Source organism: Pseudomonas sp. PDM19, assembly GCF_014852215.1.
Classification (GTDB): Bacteria; Pseudomonadota; Gammaproteobacteria; order Pseudomonadales; family Pseudomonadaceae; genus Pseudomonas.
Genome location: NZ_JACVBG010000004.1, coordinates 500,928 through 523,445, shown reverse-complemented (window position 1 = coordinate 523,445; position 22,518 = coordinate 500,928). Strand labels below are relative to the sequence as shown.

At 67.0% G+C, this 22,518-nt stretch carries 18 protein-coding genes; 10 read left to right on the top strand and 8 right to left on the bottom strand.

Annotated elements, in window-relative coordinates; translation table 11 throughout:
* Positions 1-55: 55 nt before the first annotated feature.
* The 4 genes from mutL to IB273_RS24565 are packed head-to-tail and all read right to left on the bottom strand — an operon-like array spanning position 56 to position 5,349.
* Positions 56-1,963 (bottom strand): DNA mismatch repair endonuclease MutL, encoded by a 1,908-nt coding sequence (gene mutL, locus IB273_RS24580; protein ID WP_081515530.1) that lies wholly within the window; start codon positions 1,961-1,963, stop codon positions 56-58.
* Positions 1,960-3,390 (bottom strand): N-acetylmuramoyl-L-alanine amidase AmiB, encoded by a 1,431-nt coding sequence (gene amiB / locus IB273_RS24575; RefSeq protein WP_081515529.1) that lies wholly within the window; start codon positions 3,388-3,390, stop codon positions 1,960-1,962. Before amiB ends, mutL begins: the two co-directional genes overlap by 4 nt.
* Before the next feature lie 7 nt (positions 3,391-3,397).
* Positions 3,398-3,865, bottom strand: coding sequence for a tRNA (adenosine(37)-N6)-threonylcarbamoyltransferase complex ATPase subunit type 1 TsaE (tsaE, locus tag IB273_RS24570; RefSeq protein WP_192225228.1), 468 nt, complete (start codon positions 3,863-3,865; stop codon positions 3,398-3,400).
* Positions 3,853-5,349, bottom strand: coding sequence for an NAD(P)H-hydrate dehydratase (locus tag IB273_RS24565; protein ID WP_192225227.1), 1,497 nt, complete (start codon positions 5,347-5,349; stop codon positions 3,853-3,855). Before IB273_RS24565 ends, tsaE begins: the two co-directional genes overlap by 13 nt.
* 104 nt (positions 5,350-5,453) lie before the next feature.
* On the opposite strand from IB273_RS24565, the gene queG reads away from it, so the two are divergent.
* On the top strand, positions 5,454-6,515 hold the full coding sequence (queG, locus tag IB273_RS24560) for a tRNA epoxyqueuosine(34) reductase QueG (RefSeq protein WP_151188497.1): 1,062 nt from the start codon (positions 5,454-5,456) through the stop codon (positions 6,513-6,515).
* Positions 6,516-6,578: 63 nt separating this feature from the next.
* Here queG and orn read toward each other — a convergent pair whose 3' ends face one another.
* Positions 6,579-7,121 carry an oligoribonuclease gene (gene orn, locus IB273_RS24555; protein ID WP_151188498.1) on the bottom strand — a complete coding sequence of 181 codons (543 nt, stop codon included), beginning with the start codon at positions 7,119-7,121 and terminating at the stop codon, positions 6,579-6,581.
* An 89-nt stretch (positions 7,122-7,210) separates the two neighbouring features.
* Here orn and rsgA point away from each other — a divergent pair, with 89 nt between their 5' ends.
* Positions 7,211-8,242, top strand: a complete 1,032-nt coding sequence (rsgA, locus tag IB273_RS24550) for a small ribosomal subunit biogenesis GTPase RsgA (protein ID WP_184595179.1) — start codon at positions 7,211-7,213, stop codon at positions 8,240-8,242.
* A gap of 95 nt (positions 8,243-8,337) precedes the next feature.
* Here rsgA and motB read toward each other — a convergent pair whose 3' ends face one another.
* Positions 8,338-9,396, bottom strand: a complete 1,059-nt coding sequence (gene motB / locus IB273_RS24545) for a flagellar motor protein MotB (RefSeq protein ID WP_081515524.1) — start codon at positions 9,394-9,396, stop codon at positions 8,338-8,340.
* Positions 9,397-9,411: 15 nt separating this feature from the next.
* Positions 9,412-10,263 (bottom strand): flagellar motor stator protein MotA, encoded by an 852-nt coding sequence (motA, locus tag IB273_RS24540; RefSeq protein ID WP_081515523.1) that lies wholly within the window; start codon positions 10,261-10,263, stop codon positions 9,412-9,414.
* Between the two features lie 121 nt (positions 10,264-10,384).
* On the opposite strand from motA, the gene IB273_RS24535 reads away from it, so the two are divergent.
* The 6 genes from IB273_RS24535 (at position 10,385) to IB273_RS24510 (ending at position 18,849) form a co-directional block, all read left to right on the top strand.
* The gene (locus IB273_RS24535) at positions 10,385-11,908 is read left to right on the top strand and encodes an HDOD domain-containing protein (protein ID WP_225610270.1); all 1,524 of its coding nucleotides are present in this window, start codon (positions 10,385-10,387) and stop codon (positions 11,906-11,908) included.
* Positions 11,909-12,023: 115 nt separating this feature from the next.
* Entirely contained in the window at positions 12,024-12,836 is an 813-nt protein-coding gene (gene rhdA, locus IB273_RS24530; RefSeq protein WP_192225226.1) for a thiosulfate sulfurtransferase, read from the top strand.
* 3 nt (positions 12,837-12,839) lie between these two features.
* Positions 12,840-13,709: an archaetidylserine decarboxylase gene (gene asd, locus IB273_RS24525; protein ID WP_192225225.1), complete on the top strand. Its 870-nt coding sequence runs from the start codon at positions 12,840-12,842 to the stop codon at positions 13,707-13,709.
* A 75-nt stretch (positions 13,710-13,784) separates the two neighbouring features.
* A complete protein-coding gene (locus tag IB273_RS24520) occupies positions 13,785-14,762 on the top strand; it encodes an HPP family protein (protein WP_192225224.1) in 978 nt (325 codons plus the stop codon).
* A gap of 128 nt (positions 14,763-14,890) precedes the next feature.
* The gene (locus IB273_RS24515) at positions 14,891-16,711 is read left to right on the top strand and encodes a molecular chaperone (RefSeq protein WP_192225223.1); all 1,821 of its coding nucleotides are present in this window, start codon (positions 14,891-14,893) and stop codon (positions 16,709-16,711) included.
* 65 nt (positions 16,712-16,776) lie between these two features.
* The gene (locus IB273_RS24510; protein ID WP_192225222.1) at positions 16,777-18,849 is read left to right on the top strand and encodes an EAL domain-containing protein; all 2,073 of its coding nucleotides are present in this window, start codon (positions 16,777-16,779) and stop codon (positions 18,847-18,849) included.
* A 70-nt stretch (positions 18,850-18,919) separates the two neighbouring features.
* Here the strand turns inward: IB273_RS24510 and serB are convergent, their stop codons facing one another.
* Entirely contained in the window at positions 18,920-20,131 is a 1,212-nt protein-coding gene (gene serB / locus IB273_RS24505) for a phosphoserine phosphatase SerB (protein ID WP_138524114.1), read from the bottom strand.
* 234 nt (positions 20,132-20,365) lie between these two features.
* Here serB and IB273_RS24500 point away from each other — a divergent pair, with 234 nt between their 5' ends.
* Positions 20,366-21,931, top strand: coding sequence for an AhpA/YtjB family protein (locus tag IB273_RS24500; RefSeq protein ID WP_192225221.1), 1,566 nt, complete (start codon positions 20,366-20,368; stop codon positions 21,929-21,931).
* A gap of 50 nt (positions 21,932-21,981) precedes the next feature.
* Complete coding sequence (locus tag IB273_RS24495) at positions 21,982-22,518, top strand: metal-dependent hydrolase (RefSeq protein WP_151188502.1); 537 nt, start codon at positions 21,982-21,984, stop codon at positions 22,516-22,518.

Below are 22,518 nucleotides of genomic sequence, written 5' to 3'. Positions count from 1 at the left end.
CTGAATCGATTGGCGTGCAGTTTACTGCACTTTCCTGAACGCAAGCTTACGAAAATCAACGTCCCCGCAGGAACAGCTTGTCCAGTTCGTCGAGCCCCAGCTGGGTCCAGGTCGGTCGGCCGTGGTTGCACTGGCCGCTGCGCTCGGTCACTTCCATGTCGCGCAGCAGGCCGTTCATCTCCGGCAGGGTCAGCCGGCGGTTGGCGCGCACGGCGCCGTGGCAGGCCATGGTGCCGAGCAGCTCGTTGAGGTGCGCCTGGATGCGGTCGCTGGTGCCGTATTCCAGCAGGTCGGCAAGCACGTCGCGCACCAGCTGGGTGGCCTCGGCCTGCTTGAGCAGCGCCGGAATCTGACGGATCGCCAGGGTTTCCGGGCCGAGGCGCTGCAGTTCGAAGCCGAGCCGGGAGAACCAGGCCCCGTGTTCCTCCGCGCAGTCCGCCTCGCGCTCGCTGACCGCGATGGATTCGGGCACCAGCAGCGGCTGGCCACGCAAGCCTTCGCTGGCCATGGCGGTCTTCAGGCGCTCGTACATGATCCGCTCGTGGGCGGCGTGCATATCCACCAGAACCAGGCCGTGGGCATTCTCCGAGAGGATGTAGATGCCCTTGAGCTGCGCCAGTGCATAACCCAGCGGCGGTACGTCCTGGCTGCTTTCCGGCAGAGCCTGTGGCACCTGGTCGGGCAGCGGGGCGAAATAGGCCTTGTAGGCGCCCTGCGCCTCCTGAATCGGTGGCATTTCCGGGCGATTCGGCTGGTAACTGTAGCCACCGCCACCGCCACTGGAACCGCCGGAAGCCGGGCTCGGCTGCCAAGCACGCGCGGCGGCCGGGGCCTCCAGAACGGTCTCGGACAGGCGCATCTCACCCTGCGGGCCGAATTCGCCGGCTTCCGCGCCGGTCGGGCGCGGCACGGTCAGGGTGGTCGCTCCCGGTGGTGCCAGTTGGTCGTCCGGACGCACTTCCGCCAGCGCCCGGTGCAGGGTGCCGTAGAGGAAGTCGTGGACCATGCGGCTGTCGCGGAAACGCACTTCGTGCTTGGTCGGGTGGACGTTGACGTCTACCACCGACGGGTCGACCTCGAAGAACAGCACGAAGGTCGGATGCCGGCCGTTGTACAGCACGTCGCGATAAGCCTGGCGCACGGCGTGGGCGACCAGCTTGTCGCGCACCATGCGGCCGTTCACGTAGAAGTACTGCAGGTCCGGCTGGCTGCGGGAGAAGGTCGGCAGGCCGACCCAGCCCCACAGGTGCAGGCCGTTGCGCTCCACCTCGATGGGCAGTGCCTGCTCGAGGAACCCGGTGCTGCAGACGGCACCCACGCGGCGGGCGCGGGACGCTTCGTCCTTCGCCTCGTGCAGAGAAAGGATGGTCTTGCCGTTGTGGCGCAGATGGAAAGCCACGTCGAAGCGCGCGAGCGCCAGACGCTTGATGACTTCCTGCAAGTGATCGAATTCGGTCTTCTCGGCACGCAGGAACTTGCGTCGCGCCGGTGTATTGAAGAACAGGTCGCGCACTTCGATGCTGGTGCCCACCGGGTGAGCCGCCGGCTTCACGGTGGATTCCATGTCGCGGCCCTCGACCTCCACCTGCCAGGCCTGTTCGGCGTCGGCGGTACGCGAGGTCAGAGTCAGGCGCGAGACGGAGCTGATCGAGGCCAGCGCTTCGCCCCGGAAACCCAGGCTCATCACCCGCTCGAGGTCTTCCAGTTCGCGGATCTTGCTGGTGGCATGGCGCGCCAGGGCCAGCGGCAGGTCGTCTGCCGGGATGCCACTACCATCGTCGCGCACGCGCAGCAGCTTGACGCCGCCCTGCTCGACCTCGACGTCGATGCGCTTGGCACCGGCATCCAGGCAGTTTTCCAGCAGCTCCTTGATGACCGACGCGGGGCGCTCGACCACTTCGCCAGCAGCAATCTGGTTCGCCAGCCGCGGGGTGAGCAGCTGGATTCGGCGCACGTCACTCATTGCTGCGACGCCAGGGAGGTGCCCGGAATCTTCAGCACCTGGCCAATCTTCAGCTCGTCGCTCTTGAGCGAGTTGGCGCTGCGGATCGAGGCGGTGCTGACGTCAAAGCGGCTGGCAACCATCGCCAGGCTGTCGCCACTACGCACCACGTATTCACGCGGACCGGAAGCCAGTTGGCCGCCATCCCGCAGCGAGGCGATGTAAGTGCCCGGTGGCGGGGTCTGCACGAAGTACTGGCGCACTCCAGCGGCGATGGAGCGCGCCAGCGCCTGCTGGTGCGAGCCGCTGGCCAGCTTGGCGGATTCGTTCGGGTTGGAGATGAAGCCGGTTTCCACCAGGATCGACGGGATGTCCGGGGACTTCAGCACCATGAAGCCGGCCTGTTCCACGCGGCGCTTGTGCAGCGGAGTGACACGGCCAACGCTGGTCAGCACCTTGTGGCCGACATCCAGGCTGGAGGACATGGTGGCGGTCATCGACAGGTCGAGCAGCACACCGGCGAGCATCTTGTCCTTGTCGTCGAGGTTCACGCCGCCGTCGCCGCCGATGAGGTCGGAACGGTTTTCCGTGTCGGCCAACCAGCGCGCGGTCTCGGAGGTGGCGCCACGGTCGGACAGGGCGAACACCGAGGCGCCAAAGGCGCTGCGGCTGGGCGCGGCGTCGGCGTGGATGGAGACGAACAGGTCCGCGCCCTTCTTGCGGGCGATCACGGTGCGATTGCGCAGCGGGATGAAGTAGTCGCCGGTCCGCGTCAGCTCAGCGCGGAAGCCTTTCATCTGGTTGATCTGCCGCTGCAGTTCGCGGGCGATCGACAGGGTGATGTTCTTCTCGTGCAGCCCGTTCGGGCCGAGAGCGCCGGGGTCTTCGCCGCCGTGGCCGGCGTCGATGGCGATCACCACGTCGCGCTTGCCGCCGCTGCTGGGCGCGGGAATCTTCGCCACCGACTGCGCCGGGCTGACCGGCGTGGCGGGCACACTGGGCGTCGGGGTCGCAGGGACGTCCGGGGCGATATCGGCACCCTGGTCATACAGGTCGACGACCAGGCGATTGCCGTATTGCTGGTTCGGCGGCAGCACGAAGCTCTTGGGCGTGACCGCATTCTTCAGGTCCAGCACCAGGCGCAGGTCGGTGGGCGAGCGCTGGGCAGAGCGCATCGCGGTGATCGGCGTGTTGTTCAGCTTGAGCTTGTCGAGGGCGGCGGACATCTGCGCGCCGTTGATGTCGACGACGATGCGATTGGGCGCACTCAGGGTGAACAGACTGTGCTGCACGGGGCCGGACAGATCGAACACCAGGCGTGTGTTGTCCGGCGCGCGCCAGATGCGCACGCTCTTGATTTGCGTGGCGGCAGAAACCTCGCCGGCAAAGAATGCCAGCAGAACGGACACCCCGATAAACAACGCCCGAAGGCGCAACCCCCAACCCATCTTTTTTCTATGCTCCCGTGGCCAGGGCGGCACACCAGGCTTCGCCCCGTGTTCCGTGCGGGTCGAGGCGCAGCATGCGTCCGCCCGCATGCGGAACAATGGTAATGTCCATGTCGGCCTTTGGCAAAATGCCTTTGCCACGCTCTGCCCATTCGATCAGGCACAACGCATCGCCTTCGAAGTAGTCACGGATGCCCAGGAACTCCAGTTCCTCCGGGTCGGCAAGGCGGTAGAGGTCGAAGTGGAAGGCGCGCAAGTCGCCGATTTCGTAGTGTTCGACCAGGGTAAATGTCGGACTTTTTACCGATCCGCCATGGCCCAATCCCCGCAGGATGCCGCGCGACAGCGTGGTCTTGCCCGCCCCCAGGTCGCCATGCAGGTAGATCACCCCGTGCCCGCCGGTCGCTTCGGCAATCCGGCGACCGAGATCGACCATGGCCTCTTCGCCGTCGGCGAACAGATTCAGTTCAGGCATGGGGACAGCTCCTCGAGCAACTGACGAACGGCAGGAATCAGATCAGCGGCAGCCAGGCCGCGGCCTTGGGAGCCCAGCGACTCGCCAGCAAGGGCATGCAGCCAGACGGCCAGGCACGCGGCATCGAAACCGGACAGCCCCTGCGCCAGCAAAGCACCAAGGATGCCAGAGAGCACGTCGCCCAGCCCCGCCCCCGCCATCGCCGGGTGCCCATGACTGCACAGCGCCAGCCGACCATCCGGGGAAGCGATCAGACTGCCGACGCCCTTGAGCACGACCACCGCCTGATAATGCTGTGCCAGAGCAAGCGCGGCTTTCGGCCGATCGGCCTGGACCGCGGCAGTGGAAATACCCAGCAGACGCGCCGCCTCGGCCGGATGGGGCGTAATCACCCAGTCGCTGGACGGCCGTGCGACCAGGCCTTCAGCCAGCAGATTGAGCGCATCGGCATCCCACACCTGCCGACGCTCCAGGCTCGCGGCGGCGCTGACCAGCACGCGCCCCCAGGCTTCGCGGCCGACACCGGGGCCGACCACCAGCACATCGGCGCGCTCGGCAAGGCGCAGCAGCTCAGCGGAAGAGGAGACGCCGCGCGCCATCAATTCAGGCCGGCGAGCCAGTGCAGCAGGTACGTGGGCGACACGGGTCGCCAGGGACACCAGCCCAGCGCCACAGCGCAGCGCGCTCTCGGCGGCCAGCAGCACGGCGCCGCCCATGCTGGTATCGCCACCGATCACCAGGGCATGGCCGAACAGCCCCTTGTGCGCGGCTTTCGGGCGCGCGGCCAGGCGAGCCAGCGATGCCGGGGCGAGACGGCGCGCCACGCCATCCGCAGAAATCAGCGCAGGATCGGCATCGAGCCCGTCGAACACCAGCTCACCGCATTGATCGGGGCCATTGCCGGTGAACAAGCCGAGCTTGAGGCCGATGAACGTCACGGTCAGGTCGGCATTCACCGCACAACCCAGCACTTGCCCGGTGTCGGCGCTGAGACCGGAAGGAATGTCCACGGCCAACACCGGCAGGCCGCTGGCGTTGATCGCAGCGATGGCCGAGGCGTAGGGCTCGCGCACCTCGCCGCCGAGACCGGTGCCCAGCAGCGCGTCCACCAGCACACCGCGCAGCTCGGCGCGATCGCTCCAGGCGTCGATATCCACGCCAACCGAACGCGCTTCGCCATGGGCCGAGGCGGCATCGCCGGACAGGCGGGAGGCATCGCCGACCGCCAGCACGCGCACGCGCCAGCCGGCGCGCAGCGCCAGTGCGGCGATCAGGTAGCCATCGCCGGCGTTGTTGCCGTGACCGGCCAGCACGGTGATCTCGCCGGCATCCGGCCATTGGCGACGCAGGGCGCGCCAGGCGGCATGCGCGGCACGGCGCATCAGTTCGAAGCCGGGCGTGCCGGCGGCGATCAGGCGTGCGTCGAGGTCGCGCACCTGCTGGGCGCTGTACAGATTCAGGGGCAGATCGTCGTGGGCAGTCATCGCTGTTCCGGGCGGCAGAATGTGTCGCCTTGGCGTACGGACGGGCCGACGCCGGCAAGGTCTGGCAGAATTATACGCACCCGGACTTCGCTTTCTCGCCTTCCATGCACGATTCGACACTCGACTATGCCGACCTCGCCCTCTCCATCAAGGACTGGGGGCGCGAACTCGGCTTCCAGCAGGTAGGCATCAGCGGGCTCGATCTCGAGGCCCACGGCGAACACCTGCAACGCTGGCTGGAGGCGGGCTACCACGGCGAGATGGACTACATGGGCGCCCACGGCAGCAAGCGCTGGCGGCCGGACGAACTGGTGCCCGGCACCCTGCGGGTGGTGTCGCTGCGCATGGATTACCTGCCCGGCGACACGCGCATGGCGCAGGTGCTGGGTGATCCGCAGAAGGCTTATGTCTCGCGCTACGCCCTGGGCCGCGACTACCACAAGCTGATCCGCAAGCGCCTGCAGCAATTGGCCGAACGCATCCAGCAGCGGGTCGGGCCGTTCGGTTTCCGCGCCTTCGTCGACAGCGCGCCGGTGCTGGAGAAGGCCATCGCCGAGCAATCGGGACTGGGCTGGATCGGCAAGAACACCCTGGTGCTCAACCGCAAGGCCGGCAGCTACTTCTTCCTCGGCGAGCTGTTCACCGACCTGCCGCTGCCGGTGGACCAACCCCACGGCACGGAGCACTGCGGGCGCTGCTCGGCCTGCATGGACATCTGCCCCACCGCCGCCTTCGTGGCGCCCTATGTGCTGGATGCGCGGCGCTGCATTTCCTACCTGACCATCGAATTGAAGGGCCCGATTCCCGAAGACCTGCGCCCGCTGATCGGCAACCGCGTGTTCGGCTGCGACGATTGCCAGATGGTCTGCCCGTGGAACCGCTTCGCCCGCGCCACCGACCAGGGCGACTTCCAGCCGCGCCACAGCCTGGACAACGCCGCACTGGCGGAGCTGTTCCTGTGGACGGAAGAGGAATTCCTCAGCCGCACCGAGGGCTCGCCACTGCGGCGCGCCGGTTACGAGCGCTGGCTGCGCAACCTGGCCGTGGGGCTGGGCAATGCACCATCGACCATCCCTGTGATCGAGGCGCTGCGCGCGCGGCGGGAGTTCCCGTCGGAACTGGTGCGCGAGCATGTGGAGTGGGCGCTGAGGCGCCACGGGCTCTAGGCTACAGGCTACAGGCGAGCCTGCTCTTGCCTGCAGCCTATGGCCTGCCGCCTGCAGCCGCCCTCATGCCTTGATGAAGTGCTCGCGGTAGTAGCGCAGTTCGGCGATGGACTCGCGGATGTCGTCCAGCGCAAGGTGGGTGTTGCCTTTCTTGAAGCCGTCACGCACCGCCGGCGCCCAGCGCGCAGCCAGCTCCTTGAGGGTGGAGACGTCCAGGTTGCGGTAGTGGAAGTAGCCTTCCAGCTTCGGCATGTGGCGGTAGAGGAAGCGGCGATCCTGGCAGATGCTGTTGCCACAGATCGGCGAGCTGCGCTTGGGCACCCACTTTTCCAGGAAGGCGATGGTCATCGCCTCGGCTTCGGCCGCCGAGATGGTGCTTTCGCGCACCCTCTGGGTCAGGCCGGACTGGCCGTGCTGGCGGGTGTTCCACTCATCCATGCCGGCGAGCAGCTCCTCGCTCTGGTGCACGGCGATCACCGGGCCTTCCTCGAGGATGTTCAGGTCGCTGTCGGTGACGATGGTCGCCATCTCGATGATGACGTCCTTGTCCGGGTCCAGCCCGGTCATTTCCAGGTCGATCCAGATCAGGTTCTGCGGGTTCTGCATGATGGGGCTCCTCAGCTCAGCCCTCTAGTTTAGCGGGAAGCACGCCGTCGCATGCTAAACTCCGCCGCGATTTTCCCTGTGGATACCCTATGGCCAAGCGTCACCTCACCCGCCGGCAGAGCTGGCGGATCGAAAAAGTCCAGGAAGAACGCGCCGCGCGCGCGGCGAAGCGCGAATCGCGCGCCCTGGAAGAACTGGAAGGCGGCGACCTCGGCCCGGAACAGACCGGCCAGGTGATCGCCCACTTCGGTGTGCAGGTGGAAGTCGAGGCCCAGGACGGCGACGCCGCCGGCCAGGTGTTCCGCTGCCACCTGCGCGCCAACCTGCCGCCGCTGGTGACAGGCGACCAGGTGGTCTGGCGCCCCGGCAACCAGGGCATCGGCGTGATCGTCGCGCAGCTGCCGCGCACCTCCGAGCTGCGCCGCCCGGACATGCGCGGCGTGCTCAAGCCGGTGGCGGCCAACGTCGATCGCATCGTCATTGTCTTCGCACCGCGCCCCGAGCCCCACGCCAACCTGATCGACCGCTACCTGGTGGCTGCCGAGCACGCGGGCATCAAGCCATTGCTGCTGCTGAACAAGGCTGACCTGATCGACGAGGAAAATGCCCCCTTCCTCGACTCGCTGCTGGGCACCTACCGCGAGCTGGGCTACCCGCTGCTGGAGGTCTCGGCCGCCAATGGCCTGGCGCTGGACGCCCTGCGCGCCGCGCTGAACGAGCACGTCAGCGTGTTCGTCGGGCAGTCCGGCGTGGGCAAGTCGTCGCTGGTGAATGCACTGCTGCCGGGCGTCGACACCCGCGTCGGCGACCTCTCGGAAGTCACCGGCAAGGGCACCCACACCACTACCACAGCACGGCTGTTCCACTTCCCCGCCGGCGGCGACCTGATCGACTCCCCCGGCATCCGCGAATTCGGCCTCGGCCATGTCAGCCGCGATGACGTGGAAGCGGGCTTCATCGAGTTCCACGACCTGCTCGGCCACTGCCGCTTCCGCGACTGCAAGCATGACCGCGAACCGGGCTGCGCGCTGCTCAAGGCGCTGGAAGACGGGCGCATCTCGCCGCAGCGGATGGCCAGCTACCGGCACATCCTCGCGAGCCTGCCGGAAGACGAGTACTAGCCCTTCCGACCTGTAGGAGCGGGCCATGCCCGCTCCTACAAATGCACGCAGGGTGCAACGAAGAAGGCCAGCTTTTCAGCTGGCCTTCTGGTTTCTCACTGCTGCTTGTTCAGCTCGTCGAGCTTCAGCGTGCCGCCGTCGTCGAACAGATTGAGCTTCTGCTTGAGCTGGTCAGGCGGCAGCGGATCACCCGGCCCGGCCGCCGGCTTGGCCGGCGCACCGTTGGGTGCCGCCGCGCCCGGAGCTGCCGGAGCGGCGCCATCGACAGGCTTGTCAGCCCCGCCATCCTGGCCTTCGATGGCGCGCTGGGCCTTCTTGGTCAGGACGATGATGTCGATGCGGCGGTTCACCGGGTTGAGCGGCTTGTCGCGATCGAACAGCGCCGAGGAGGCGTAACCGACCACGCGGGCGATCTGGTCTTCCGGGTAACCGCCGGCTTCCAGCGCACGGCGCGCGGCGTTGGCGCGGTTGGCCGAGAGCTCCCAGTTGCCGAAATCGCCATTGCCCGCGTAGGGCTTGGCGTCGGTGTGGCCGCTGATGCTGATCTTGTTCGGCACTTGCTTGATGGTCTCGGCCAGCGCCAGCAGGATGTCCTCGAAGTACGGCTGCAGGCGCGCGCTGCCCAGGTCGAACATCGGCCGGTTGTCCGAGTCGACGATCTGGATGCGCAGGCCGTCCTGGGTGATTTCGAAGAGGATCTGGTCTTTGAAGCGCTTGAGGGTCGGGTTCTCGTCGACCTTGTTCTGCAGCTCCTGCAACAGCAGCTCCAGGCGCTCCTTCTCGACCTGCTCGGCGACGTCCTGGGCCTGTTGCTCGGTGATCTTGGCGTTCTCGTCCGGGTTGATCCGCGTCTCGTCGGCATCCGGCTGGGCCTGGATCTGCGGGTTCAGGGTCTTGTCCGGCGCCGGCGTCGGCGTGCCGCCCAGGTCGATGACGTAAGGACTAGCGCTCTCGGTGAAACCGATGGGGTCCTGGAAATAGCCGGAGATGGCCTTCTTCTGCTCCGGCGTGGCCGAAGACAGCAGCCAGAGTACGAGGAAGAACGCCATCATGGCGGTGGCGAAGTCGGCGAAGGCGATCTTCCAGCCACCGCCATGGTGGCCGGCGGCGTAGCGCTTGATGCGCTTGACGATGATCGGCTGGTTGTTATCCATGCGTCAGACGACCTATCAGCGACCGCGAACGGCCTGCTCCAGCTCGCTGAAGCTCGGGCGATGCGCCGGCAGCAGCACCTTGCGGCCGAATTCGACGGCCAGCGACGGCGGCATGCCGGAGGCGGAAGCCACCAGGCAGGCCTTGATCGATTCGTAGAGGTTCAGCTCTTCCTTGGCATCGTGCTCCAGGGCGTTGGCCAGCGGGCCGACGAAGCCGTAGGCAGCGAGAATACCGAGGAAGGTACCCACCAGCGCCGCGGCGACGTGGTGGCCGATCTCGGCCTGGCTGCCCTGGCCGAGCAGGGCCATGGTGATCACGATGCCCAGTACCGCCGCGACGATACCGAAGCCCGGCAGGGCGTCGGCGACGCGGGTCACCGCATGGGCCGGGTGTTCGAGGTCTTCCTTGAGGCTGCCCAGTTCCATGTCGAACAGGCCTTCCAGCTCGTGGGGGGCCATGTTGCCGGAGGACATGATGCGCAGGTAATCGCAGACGTACGCGGTCATGCGTTCGTCCTTGAGCACCGCCGGGTACTTGCTGAAGATCGGGCTCGCCGCCGGGTCCTCGACGTCGGCTTCGATGGCCATCATGCCTTCGCGACGGCTCTTGTTGAGCACTTCGTAGAGCATGCCCAGCACTTCCAGGTAGAAGGTGTGGGTGAAGCGGTTGCCGAACATCTTCGGCGCCTTCTTCAGCACGGTCATGAAGGTGCTGCCAGGGTTGGCCTGGAGGAACGCGCCCAGCGCGGCGCCGCCGATGATCAGCACCTCGAACGGCTGGATGATGGCCGCGATCTTGCCGCCGGAGAGCATGTAGCCGCCGAGCACGCTGGCCATGAGAACGATGATGCCGATGATTTTTGCCATGGGGACCGGACTGAAACGGTGAACAGAAAGGGAGGCAAGTTTCCCGCCTCCCTGTTGTTATCGGAGATTTCGGGCAAGACTATAGGCCGAAAACACTAAAAACCAGTTCGGCGCCTCACGCATGCCCAAGCAAATGCTTCATCCAGAGCGTCTCAAGGCCTGGCTCACCCAGCTGGAAGACCTGCCTTTGCCGGTTCCGCTGGAGCAGCGCGATGATATTCGCCGTGCGTTGAACGATAGCCGGCGCTCGATCCGTGACATCGCCGATCTGCTGCAGGACGCGCCGACACTGGCTTTCGCCATCCTGCGCGAAGCCAACCGCGCGCAGAGCGCCCGGGACAATCCGGCGGAAAGCCTGGAGGTCGCGCTTAACCGCCTGGGCCTGAGTCGCGCCAGCCAGTTGCTCGACAGCCTGCCCGCGGTGCCCGAAGCGCAGATGCCGCGCGCGCTGAGCCAGCTGCTGCTGATCAGCCGCCACGCCATGCAGCAGGCCAGCGGGCTGTTCGCCAACCGCCTGGCGCGGCTCTGGCAGGAAATCCACTGGGGCAGCCTGTTCACCCTGGCGCCGCTGTGGGCGCTGGCCACCGCCCGACCGGAGCTGATGGAGAACTGGCAGCGCCAGGTCTACGGTCTGGGCCGCTGCAGCAGCGAGGTCGAGGAAGAACTGCTCGGCACCCGCCTGCTACCACTGTGTCGCGCACTGGCCGACAGCTGGCGACTGCCGGACTGGGTCGGCCAGGGCTACGCCCTGCTCAGCGACGACAAGCGCCTGCTGGTGCGCGCCCTGCACGTCGCCCACACCGAACACGATGCACTGGGCCAGCAGCAGCGCCTGGACGCCGACCCGGAGCTGCAGCGCTGGCTGACCCGACCGGCCAACACCATTCTCCTCGCCAACAGCATCGCCATGGCCGCGCACCAGTCCTGGGGCGGCGTGCACATGCTGCGCTGGCAGCGCCTGACCAGCCTGTATCTTCAGATGCCGCTGCAAGAGCTGCAGCAGACCGTCCACGGCCTCGCCGCGCAGAGCGCCCGGCGTCACGCCCGGCCCCAGCTCTGGCATCCGGCCGAGGCGCTGCTCTGGCCCTGGGAGGCACGCCGCTGGCTCAACGGCCCGAAAGCCGAAGAGCCGGCCAAGGCGCCGGACACCCTGGCGCAATGGCGACAGCACTGCACCCGCCTGATGCAGACGCCCAGCCCGTTCGGCAACGCCGTGCAACTGCTCGACTGCGCCAGCGACGCGCTACAGGCCTGCGGGCTGCAACGCGGCATGATCCTGCTGGCCGACAAGGGCGGCAGCTGGCTGCAGGCGCGCCGGGACTTCGGCCTGGACGGCGAGATCGGCGACTTCAAGCTGGAAGTCGCCGCCAGCCCGGTACTGCGCAAACTCCTGCAACAACCCGGTCAATTGCGCCTGAGCCCGACCAACATGGCCGAGTTTTCGGCGCTGATTCCCGGCACGCTGAAGGCGCTGATCCCCAGCGAACACCTGCTGCTGCGCTCGCTGGGCAACGGCGCGCGAGTGGTCATGCTGGTCGTCTGCGACCGCCACGGCCAGCCGCTGGCGGACCTGCACGCCCAGGCCTTCGGCCGCACCGTGCAGTGCATCGAGCACGCGGTGAAGCAGATGGCACGGGGCACCTGATCCGCGAAAGGTTTGCGCCCCGCCGCGTCCCCTTTAAACTAACCGCCCTCACGGGGTAGCCCAGGGCGCCTGCTCACGTTGCCTCCCCCCACCGTTCCCGCCGGGAGACCCCGACATGTCCGTCTTCTCCGCCCTGCCCCTGGTGATCGAACCGGCTGACCTCGCCAGCCGCCTCGACGCCCCCGAACTGATCCTGGTCGACCTGACCAGCGCCGCACGCTACGCCCAGGGCCACATCCCCGGCGCCCGCTTCGTGGCTCCGGCTCGCACCCAGCTGGGCGGGCCGGCACCGGGCCTGCTGCCGGCCAAGGCCGACCTGGAAGCACTGTTCGGCGAACTGGGCCACAACCCCGATGCCGTCTACGTGGTGTACGACGACGAAGGCGGCGGCTGGGCCGGCCGCTTCATCTGGCTGCTGGACGTGATCGGCCACCACCACTACCACTACGTCGACGGCGGCCTGCACGCCTGGCTCGCCGACGGCCTGCCGCTCTCCGAGGACGTCCCGGCAGCGGCCGGCGGCCCATTGCCGCTGACCCTGCACGACGAGCCCACGGCCACCCGCGAATACCTGCAGAGCCGCCTGGGCGCCGCCGACCTGGCCGTCTGGGACGCCCGCAATCCCAGCGAGTACAGCGGCCAGAAAGTCCTCGCCGCCAAGGCCGGCCACGTACCCGGCGCCGTCAATTTCGAATGGACCGCCGGCATGGACCCGGCCCGCGCCCTGCGCATCCGTACCGATATGCCGCAGATCCTTGAGGACCTGGGCATCACCAAGGACAAGGAAGTGATCACCCACTGCCAGACCCACCACCGTTCCGGCTTCACCTACCTGGTGGCCAAGGCCCTCGGCTATCCGCGGGTCAAGGGCTATGCCGGTTCCTGGTCGGAATGGGGCAACCATCCCGACACCCCCGTAGAGGTTTAAGGAATGTCGTTCAAAGATCGTCTGTTCATCCTCGCCCAGTACCTGCTGCCGCATCACCTGCTGTCGCGCCTGATCGGCTGCGCCGCGGAGTGCCGCGCGCCCTGGTTCAAGGACCGCCTGATTCCCTGGTTCGCCCGTCGCTACCAGGTGGACATGCGCGAAGCCCAGGTCGAGGACCTGCGTGCCTACGAGCACTTCAACGCTTTCTTCACCCGCGCTCTCAAAGACGGCGCGCGTCCGCTGGACGAAAGCGCAGGCTCCGTGCTTTGCCCCGCTGACGGCGCCATCAGCCAGCTCGGCCCGATCGAGCACGGCCGCGTGTTCCAGGCCAAGGGCCACAGCTACAGCCTGATGGAACTGCTGGGCGGCGACGCCGAGCGCGCCGCGCCCTTTATGGGCGGCGAGTTCGCCACCGTCTACCTGTCGCCCAAGGACTACCACCGCGTGCACATGCCGCTGGCCGGCACCCTGCGCGAGATGGTCTACGTGCCGGGCCGCCTGTTCTCGGTGAACCAACTGACCGCCGAGCAGGTACCGGAACTCTTCGCCCGCAACGAGCGCGTGGTGTGCATCTTCGACACCGAGCGCGGGCCGATGGCCGTGGTTCTGGTCGGGGCGATGATCGTCGCCTCCATCGAGACCGTCTGGGCCGGCCTGGTCACTCCACCCAAGCGCGAGCTGAAGCCCTTCTCCTACGACGAAGCTTCCCGCGCGCCGATCCACCTGGAGAAAGGCGCCGAGCTGGGCCGCTTCAAGCTGGGTTCCACCGCCATCGTGCTGTTCGGTCCGGAGCAGGTCAGCTGGGCGGAAAACCTCGCTGCCAGCACTGCCGTGCGCATGGGCGAGCGCCTGGGTGGCGCGCGCCAGGGCTGACGCCCGCTCCTATAAGGCGGGCGGCCAACGAGTCGCCCGCCAACGCTTTTCGCCTCATCGTGCCAATTCCCTGCCATGAAACGCTTTCTGCACCTGTTCGGCTGGCGGGCAAATGCCACCAGTCATCTGGAAAAATGGCTCTCCGCAATCGGAGCGCTGTGCGGCATCGCCGCCATCTACGCCGTCACCCACTGGGTCCTGCCCGGCGAAGCGGCCATCTGGGTCGTCGCCTCCATGGGCGCCAGCGCCGTGCTGCTGTTCGCCGTGCCCCATGGTGCGCTGTCGCAGCCCTGGGCCGTGCTTGGCGGCCAGGTCCTCTCGGCCATCGTCGGGGTGATCTGCCAGAAACTCTTTCCCGACCAGCCTTTCACCCCCGCCCTGGCCGTGGGCACGGCGATCCTGGTCATGCACTACGCGCGCTGCATCCACCCGCCGGGCGGCGCTACCGCGCTGGCCGCAGTCTCCGGCGGCCCGGCGGTGACCGCGCTGGGCTTCCACTACGTGCTCAGCCCCGTGCTGCTCAACGTGGTGCTGATTCTCCTCGTCGCCATCCTGTTCAACGGGCTGTTCGCCTGGCGCCGCTACCCCGCGCCGCTGGCACGCCTGCCGGACTCGCCCAAGCTGCCGACCGGCCCGTCTCCGGAAGACCTCTACCACGCGCTGCGCAAGATGGATTCCTTCATCGACGTGCAGTTCGACGACCTGCTGAAAATCCTCCAGCTGGCCCAGGAGCACGCCCAGGCGCAGCGCCTGACTCCGGAAGATGTCCTGCTCGGCGCCAGCTACAGCAATGCCCTGAGCGGCGACGCCTGGGCCGTGCGCCAGGTGATCGACGACCATCCGGACAAGCGCGGCCGCCAGGACCAGGTGGTCTACAAGGTGGTGGCCGGCGCCGGCAAGGGCAACACCGGCGTCTGCCGCCGCCAGGACCTGCTCGACTGGGCTGCCCATCCGGTGATCGCCCAGGGCGACGGCTGGGTACGCAGCACGGCGCAGGACTCGGCGAAAAACGCCCTGCAACGGCAGATCAAAGGCGAAACACCGCTGGCGTGACCTGTCCGCGCACCATCCGGGCGATGGGCTGCGGTGGGCGACGGATGCTGCTAGAGTTCGGAAAAAGCCGACAGTTATGACCAACCGGTTCGTACAACGAGCCGGCTTGTGGAGAAACCATTCCCACCATGGACAACAGTCCCCAGCAGTTTCTACGTGTCCCCACCCCGACGCACGAGAGCCTGAGCTTCTGCAACGCCAACACGCGCGAGCTGAAAAACTGGCTGGATCACCTGCCCAAGGCCAACCTCGGCGAAACGGCACGCCAGCTCTACCAGGGGCTGATCGAACTCAACCAGCTCAAGCTGCCGGTCGAGACGCGTCTGCAATTGCTGGAACTGTTCCGCCCGGAAGTGCACTTCGTCTGCCATAACCTGGAACGCCACTTCCTCAACCAGTCCATCGTCCTGGACGAGCGTCCGCGCAAGGTCGCCAACCTCTGCCAGGCCCTGCAGAACCACCTCGCCATCGGCTACAAGCTGATCGTCGTGCGCGAAGCCTCGCGCTTCACCCGCGAACGCGCCCAGGTCATGACCGCCGCCATCCAGCGCGCCATCCGCAGCCTCTGCGGCCCGCTGGTGCGCGCCTCGCAGCTGTACTGCCCGGTGCCGGAGAACCTCTGGCTGGAGCTCCACCAGCTCTACCAGCTGGCCCGCCAGCACGGCCTGCAGAACACCCCGGTACGCGACGCGCTCGCCCGCCAGGCCCAGGGGCTGTCCATCGAACAGTCCTACCTGGTGGCGCTGATGCTCGGTTCGGCGCGCTGCAACCAGATGCGCCAGAACAACATCGCCCGCGTCGCCGAAGTCCTCGAAGGCTGGGCCGCGCAGGTGAAAGTGCAAGCCGCCGATGCGCCCTCCACCCTGTTCGTGGTGGTACCGCAGGTGGATGGCCCGCCGCGCTACCGCACCCTGTTCAAGGAAAGCGACCTCGCCGGCAGCCTGGGCATCGACCCGCAGCCGCTGGTGGACGTGATCCGCGAATACCTGCTGCTGCCGCCGGAAAACCGCGCACAGGCGCGCCTGAAGGTACCCGAGGGCGTCAGCGTCGACCTGCTGCAGCACCTCGCCGCAGCCTGGGGCGACATCGCCGAGCGCACCTTCCACCGCACCCCTGGCCAGGGCCAGCTGACCCTGTGCATTGGCATGAGCGCCCTGCACTACTTCCTCGCCGGCCGCAAGAACTTCAATGACCTGCTGAAAATCCAGGTGCAGGAGCAGATACCGACCTTCAAGGCCGATGTGAAAGACGCCTGGTCCGGCGCCTTCGATGCGCAGAAGGTCAACGACTGGCAGCCCGGCATGCCCCTGGAGGAAATCGAGTACACCGCGCCGCGTCCGGCAGACGACGGCAGCTTGGGGCTTGGCCTGGGAGCGGCAGCGGAAGCTCCGCGCGACGATTACCCGGTGTATACCCTGAGCATCGTCAACCACAGCCCCGGCGGCTACTGCCTGACCTGGCCGAAGGACATACCCAGCCAGTTGCAGGCCGGCGAAGTCCTGGGCATCCAGGACACCCCGGAGCACAGCTGGAGCGTCGCCGTGGTGCGCTGGATCCGTCAGGTCCGTGGCGGCGGCACGCAGATGGGTATCGAGCTGATCGCCCCGCTCGCCCAACCCTGCGGCCTGCAGCTGCTGCGCAAGACCGAGCAGGGCAGCCAGTACCTGCGCGCCCTGCTGCTGCCGGAGATTGCCGCGATCTCTCGCCCGGCCACCGTCATCACCCCGCGCCTGCCCTTCCAGGAAGGCAACCGCGTGCAGCTCAACCTGCATGGGGACGAGCGTCGCGCCACCCTGACGCGCAAGGTCACCGCCACCGCCAGCTTCACCCAGTTCGAATACCAGGCACAGGATGCAACCGGCGCGTCGAGCGATAAGCCCATCACAGCCCCGAACGCTCGTGGCCCCGGCGGGGAGGAAGACTTTGACTCGCTGTGGAAGTCTCTGTAGATTCCGGAGACTTCCCTTTCGTCGCCTTTTTGCTGCCGTCCAGCGCGGTATAAGCAGCCTTCCTAATGGCCAATGAAAAGAAAACCATCCGCCTGCTGATCCTGGAAGACTCGCAGAACGAAGCCGAGCGCCTGGTCAGCCTGTTCCGCAACGCCGGTCGTGCGACCCGCGTCCACCGCATCACCTCCAGTGAAGACCTGACGGACATCCTGCCCCAGGGCTGGGACCTGCTGATCGCAGCTCCGGAAGCCGAGGCCCTGGACCCGAGCGAAGCGCTGAGCGCCATTCGCCGCCAGGCCAAGGACATTCCCTTCATCCAGTTGGTCAGCGGCACTGATTCCGACGCCGTGACCGAAGCCCTGGCCCTCGGCGCGCAGGATGCCCTGCCGCAAGGCGAGGACGAGCGCCTGATCCTGGTGGCCAACCGCGAGCTGGCCAACCTCGAGGAACGCCGTGCCCGCCGCTCCGCCGAAGTCGCCCTGCGCGAAGCGGAGAAGCGTTGCCAGCTGCTGCTGGACAGCTCGGTGGACGCCATCACCTACGTCCATGACGGCATGCACATCTACGCCAACCGCGCCTATGTCGGCCTGTTCGGCTACGAGGACGCCGAGGAACTGGAAGGCATGCCGATGATCGACCTGATCGCCGGCTGCGACCAGGCCAATTTCAAGGACTTCCTCAAGGGCTATCAGACCACCGAGGACAACGCCGACCTCGCCTGCAGCGGTATCCGCAGCGACGGCCAGGCCTTCGCCGCGCGCATGACCTTCTCGCCCGCCACCTACGACGGCGAGCCGTGCATCCAGGTGGTGATCCGCGCCGAGTCCGACAACGCCCAGCTCGAGGAAAAACTCCGCGAAGTCAGCAGCCAGGACCTGGTCACCGGCCTGTACAACCGCGCCCACTTCCTCGACCTGATGGACAGCGCCGTGGAGCGCGCGGTGACCGCCGGCCAGCCGGCCACCTTCGCCTACATGCAGCTCGACCGCGCCCAGGCGCTGCAATTGGACCTGGGCGTCGCCAGCATCGACCTGCTGCTGGCGGACCTGGGCAACCTGTTGCGCGGGCAGTTCCCCGAACCGGCCCAACTGGCGCGCCTGAGCGATGATGTATTCGCCGTGCTGCTGCCCGGCGAAGCCCCGGAGCACTCCGCACCGCGCTTCAACGCGCTGCTGAAGAAAATCGAAGGCCACCTGTTCGACATCCATGGCCGCAGCGCCCAGGTCACCCTGTCCATCGGCACGGCCGGGCTGGACGAGAAGACCACCCGCGCCCAGGAAGTCATCGAACGCGCCCACCGTGGCGCCGACGAGGTCGCGCAGAAGAACGGCAACGGTCTGAAGGTCTTCAACCCGGCCGATGAACTGGCCGCCGCCGCCTACCGTGGCGATATCAGCGCGATCATCCGCCAGGCGCTGGAGCAGAACAGCTTCCGCCTGCTGTTCCAGCCGATCATCAGCCTGCGCGGCGACACCCACGAACACTATGAAGTGCTGCTGCGCCTGCTCAACCCGCAGGGCGAGGAAGTGCCACCAGCTGACTTCCTCAACGCCGCCAAGGCCAGCGGCCTGGCCGAGAAGATCGACCGCTGGGTGCTGCTCAACTCCATCAAGCTGCTCTCCGAGCACCGCGCCAAGGGACACGAGACCAAACTCTTCGTGCACCTCTCCAGCTCCAGCCTGCAGGACCCGGAGCTGCTCCCGTGGCTGAGCGTGGCACTCAAGGCTTCGCGCCTGCCGGCCGACGCCCTGATCATCCAGATCAGCGAACCGGACGCCATCGCCTTCCTGCGCCAGGCCAAGGTGCTGAGCCAGGGCCTGGCCGAGCTGCACTGCCAGATCGCGCTGTGCCAGTTCGGCTGTGCGCTCAACCCGTTCAACACGCTCAAGCACATGAACGTCGACTTCGTGAAGGTCGACGGCTCCTACGTGCAGGACCTGAACGTCCCGGAGAACCAGGAAAACCTGAAGACCCTGATGGCCAGCCTGCACGCCCAGGCCAAGCTGACCATCGTGCCCATGGTGGAAAGCGCCACCGCGCTGGCCACCCTGTGGCAGGCCGGCGCCAACTACATCCAGGGTCGCTACCTGCAGGAGCCGAGCCAGGCGATGGACTACGACTTCGCTTCGGACGAGTGATTCCGACCGGCAGAAACAAGAAAGCCGCCCCAAGGGGCGGCTTTTTCATTCCGACGTCGATCAGCGCAGGTCAGGCGCCTTCGCGGTCACGGAAGCCGAGCAGGTACAGGATGCCATCCAACCCGAGGGTGGAGATCGCCTGCTTGGCCGACTGCTTGACCAGCGGCTTGGCGCGGAACGCCACGCCCAGGCCGGCCAGGCCAAGCATCGGCAGGTCGTTGGCGCCGTCGCCCACGGCAATCGTCTGCTCCAGTTGCAGACCTTCCTTCGCCGCCAGCTCGCGCAGCAGGTCGGCCTTGCGCTGAGCGTCGACGATTGGTTCGATGGCCACGCCGGTCAGCTTGCCGTCGACGATCTGCAGCTCGTTGGCGAATACATAGTCGATGCCCAGCTTCGCCTGCAGCTGCTTGGCGAAGTAGCTGAAGCCACCGGAAAGAATGGCCGTCTTGTAACCCAGGCGCTTGAGTTCGGCGAACAGGGTTTCGGCGCCCTCCGTCAGGCGCAGCGAGGCACCGATCTCTTCCAGCACATCCTCGGAGAGGCCCTGCAGCAGCGCCAGGCGCTCCTTGAAGCTGGCACGGAAGTCCAGCTCGCCGCGCATGGCACGCTCGGTGATCTCGGACACCTGCTCGCCGACACCGGCGGCCTTGGCCAGCTCGTCGATCACTTCGGCCTCGATCAGCGTCGAGTCCATGTCGAACACCGCCAGGCGACGATTGCGGCGGAACACCGAGTCCTGCTGGAAGGCGATGTCGACGTTCAGCTCCTGGGCCACGCTGAGGAACTCGGCGCGCAGGGCAGCCGGATCGGCAGGCTCGCCACGCACGGAGAATTCGATGCAGCCCTTGCCCTCGTCGGCCGGCATATCCAGCGGCATGCGCCCGGACAGGCGATCGATCTGGTCGATGTTCAGGCCGTACTTGGCGGTGATCGAGCTGACCCGCTGCAACTGCTCGGCGGTCACCCGGCGAGTCAGCAGGGTGACGATGTGGCGGGGCTTGCCCTGGCCACCGACCCACTGGCGGTAGTCGTCTTCGGAGACCGGCGTGAAGCGCACCTGCTGGTCGAGCTTGTAGGCCGTGAACAGCACGTCCTTGAGCACCGACGAGGCCCGCTCGTTATCCGGGATTTCCACCAGGATGCCGAAGGACAGGGTGTCGTGGATCACCGCCTGGCCGATATCGAGGATGTTCACGCCACCCTGCGCCAGGACGCCGGTAATGGCCGCGGTGAGGCCGGGGCGGTCTTCCCCGGTGATGTTGATCAGGACGATCTCGCGCAAGGCGCTGTCTCCGCCATGGAAAAAAGGCGGTCATTCTACCTGCTTTCACTGCCTGCGGATGCTCCGCTCGCCCGCCTGCCCACTGATCAGCAGACGGCACCACCGATCGGAATGCACCACAGATCGACGCGCCGCGCCGACTTTCGCCGCCTTGACAGCGCCTGCGGCGCTTTGCCCCCCGGTAGGGCCTCGTTATACTGCCCCGCATCTGCCCTAAAGAAGACCGAGCCCGCTGTGACCCGGCCCACCTCCGTCAAGCCCGACAATTTCTTCCTGCTGCTCTTCCACGCCCTGCGCCAGCGCCGCGTGCCGATTGCCCTGCGCATCGCTGTCCACAGCTTGCTGCTGGTGGCCACGGCCCTGGTGATCTACGCCTGCGTGATGGGCCTGCAGTTCAAGCAGGCCATGCAGCAGCAGGCCGACGCCCTTGGCCAGAGCCTGACCACGCAGACCGCGCAGTCAGCCACCGAGTTGCTGGTGTCCAACGACATCCTCAGCCTCAACGTGCTGCTCAACAACCTGACCAAGAACCCGCTGGTGGCCCACGCGGCCATCTACAGCGTGGACAACCGCATCCTTGCCGAATCCGGCACGCGGCCCAAGCAGGGCCTGCTGGGAGACGCCGAAGGCCTGTACTCCACGCCCATCACCTTCCAGGAAGTGATCGCCGGCCACCTGCGCATCAGCCTCGACATGCACCAGTTCGAGCAGCCGATGACCGTCAGCCTGCAGAGCATGGGGCTGATCAGCCTGATCCTGTTGCTGCTCACCCTGACCTTCGGTCTGCGCCTGGGCCGGCAGATTTCCACACCACTGTTACAACTTCGCGTCTGGCTGCGCGACCCGGACGACAGCGCGCCGGGTGCCGGCCTGCAGAACGAGATCGGCGATCTTGCCCGTCAGCTCCAGGCGCGCCTGGCGCCGGAGAAGCCGCCGGCCCCCGAGCCGGTGGTCAGTGCCCCTGCGCCGCGCCCGAAAGCGCCGGCCAAGGCTGCCAAGCCCGCCGCCAAGGAGCCGTCTCTGGAAGCCGCCGGCACCGCCGAAGAACACGATTTCGACGAGAACATCTTCTCCGACGACGAACTGCTCGCCCCCGCCGCGCGCCGCAAGGCTGACACGGACGAGGACTTCCCCGAGGAAGAGTTCGAGGCGGCGACGGAAGAGGAAGCCGAAGACGAGATCGGCATCGAAGAAGAACCTGAAGCCGAGCCGGAGCCTGTTTCCGCCGGCACCAGCGCCGTGCTGGCCGTGCAACTGGGCGCCCAGGAACAGCTGCGCCGCCTGCCGCGTGCCCGTCTGGTCGACCTGCTGCAGCGCTACCGCGACTGCCTGGAGCAGGCCGCGCGCCTGTACAAGGGCACGCTCTACACCCTCAGCGACGGTGGCAGCCTGATCCTCTTCCACAGCCGCGACCAGGACGAGGAATTCCTCACCAATGCCCTGTGCTGCGGCGAGCTGATGCGCGCCCTGGGCCATGCCCTGCAGATCGAGGTGGCCGACAGCGGCATCACCCTGCAACTGCAACTGGGCCTGGTGCTGGGCGAGGACGTCGCCGACCTGGAACAGTCCGAGCTGCTGCAGGACGCTTCCGCCCAGGATGCCCTGGCCCTGAGCCAGCACAGCCGCAACCTGCTGCTGGTGGAGAAATCCATCGGCGACGATGAAAAAGTCCGCGAGCGCGCACGTATTCGTCCTATCGCCAGTCCGGAAAATGCCTGCTGCGTGGAATGGCTGAAGGAACCTTATCCTTCCATGCTCGAACGCCAGCTGTCGCGCATGCGCGCCCTGCGCACCACCTGACCCCCAATAGAAAGTGAGGGGGCCGCCAGGCCCCTCGTGGAAAGGATTCCATGACCACCCTGATTACCCACCCCCTGCCCGCACTCGCCGTGGGTCTTGCGCTCGGCTCGCGCTTCATCCCGCCGCGCCTGCTGCTGGCCGGCATGCTCGCCGCCTGCCTGCCCGACCTCGATGTGGTCGCCTTCAAGCTGGGCATTGCCTACAACGACGCCTTCGGCCATCGCGGCTTCAGCCATTCCCTGCTGTTCGCGGCGTGCATGGGGGTGCTCGGGGCGCTGTGCTGCCGCCTGCTGGGCAGCGGCCCGCTGAAGGCCGGCCTGTGGGTGGGACTCGCCACCGCGTCGCACAGTGTGCTGGATGCGATGACCGACGGCGGCCTGGGCGTCGCCTGGTTCTGGCCGTGGAGCGATCAGCGCTACTTCCTGCCGCTGCACCCCATCGAAGTCTCGCCCATCGGCCTGTCGCGCTTCCTCAGCCCACGCGGGCTGGAGGTACTGATCTCGGAGGCGCGCTGGGTCTGGCTGCCCTGCCTGGGCGTGGCGCTGGGCGGTATCGGCCTGCGCCACGCCCTGCGGCGCAACGACTGA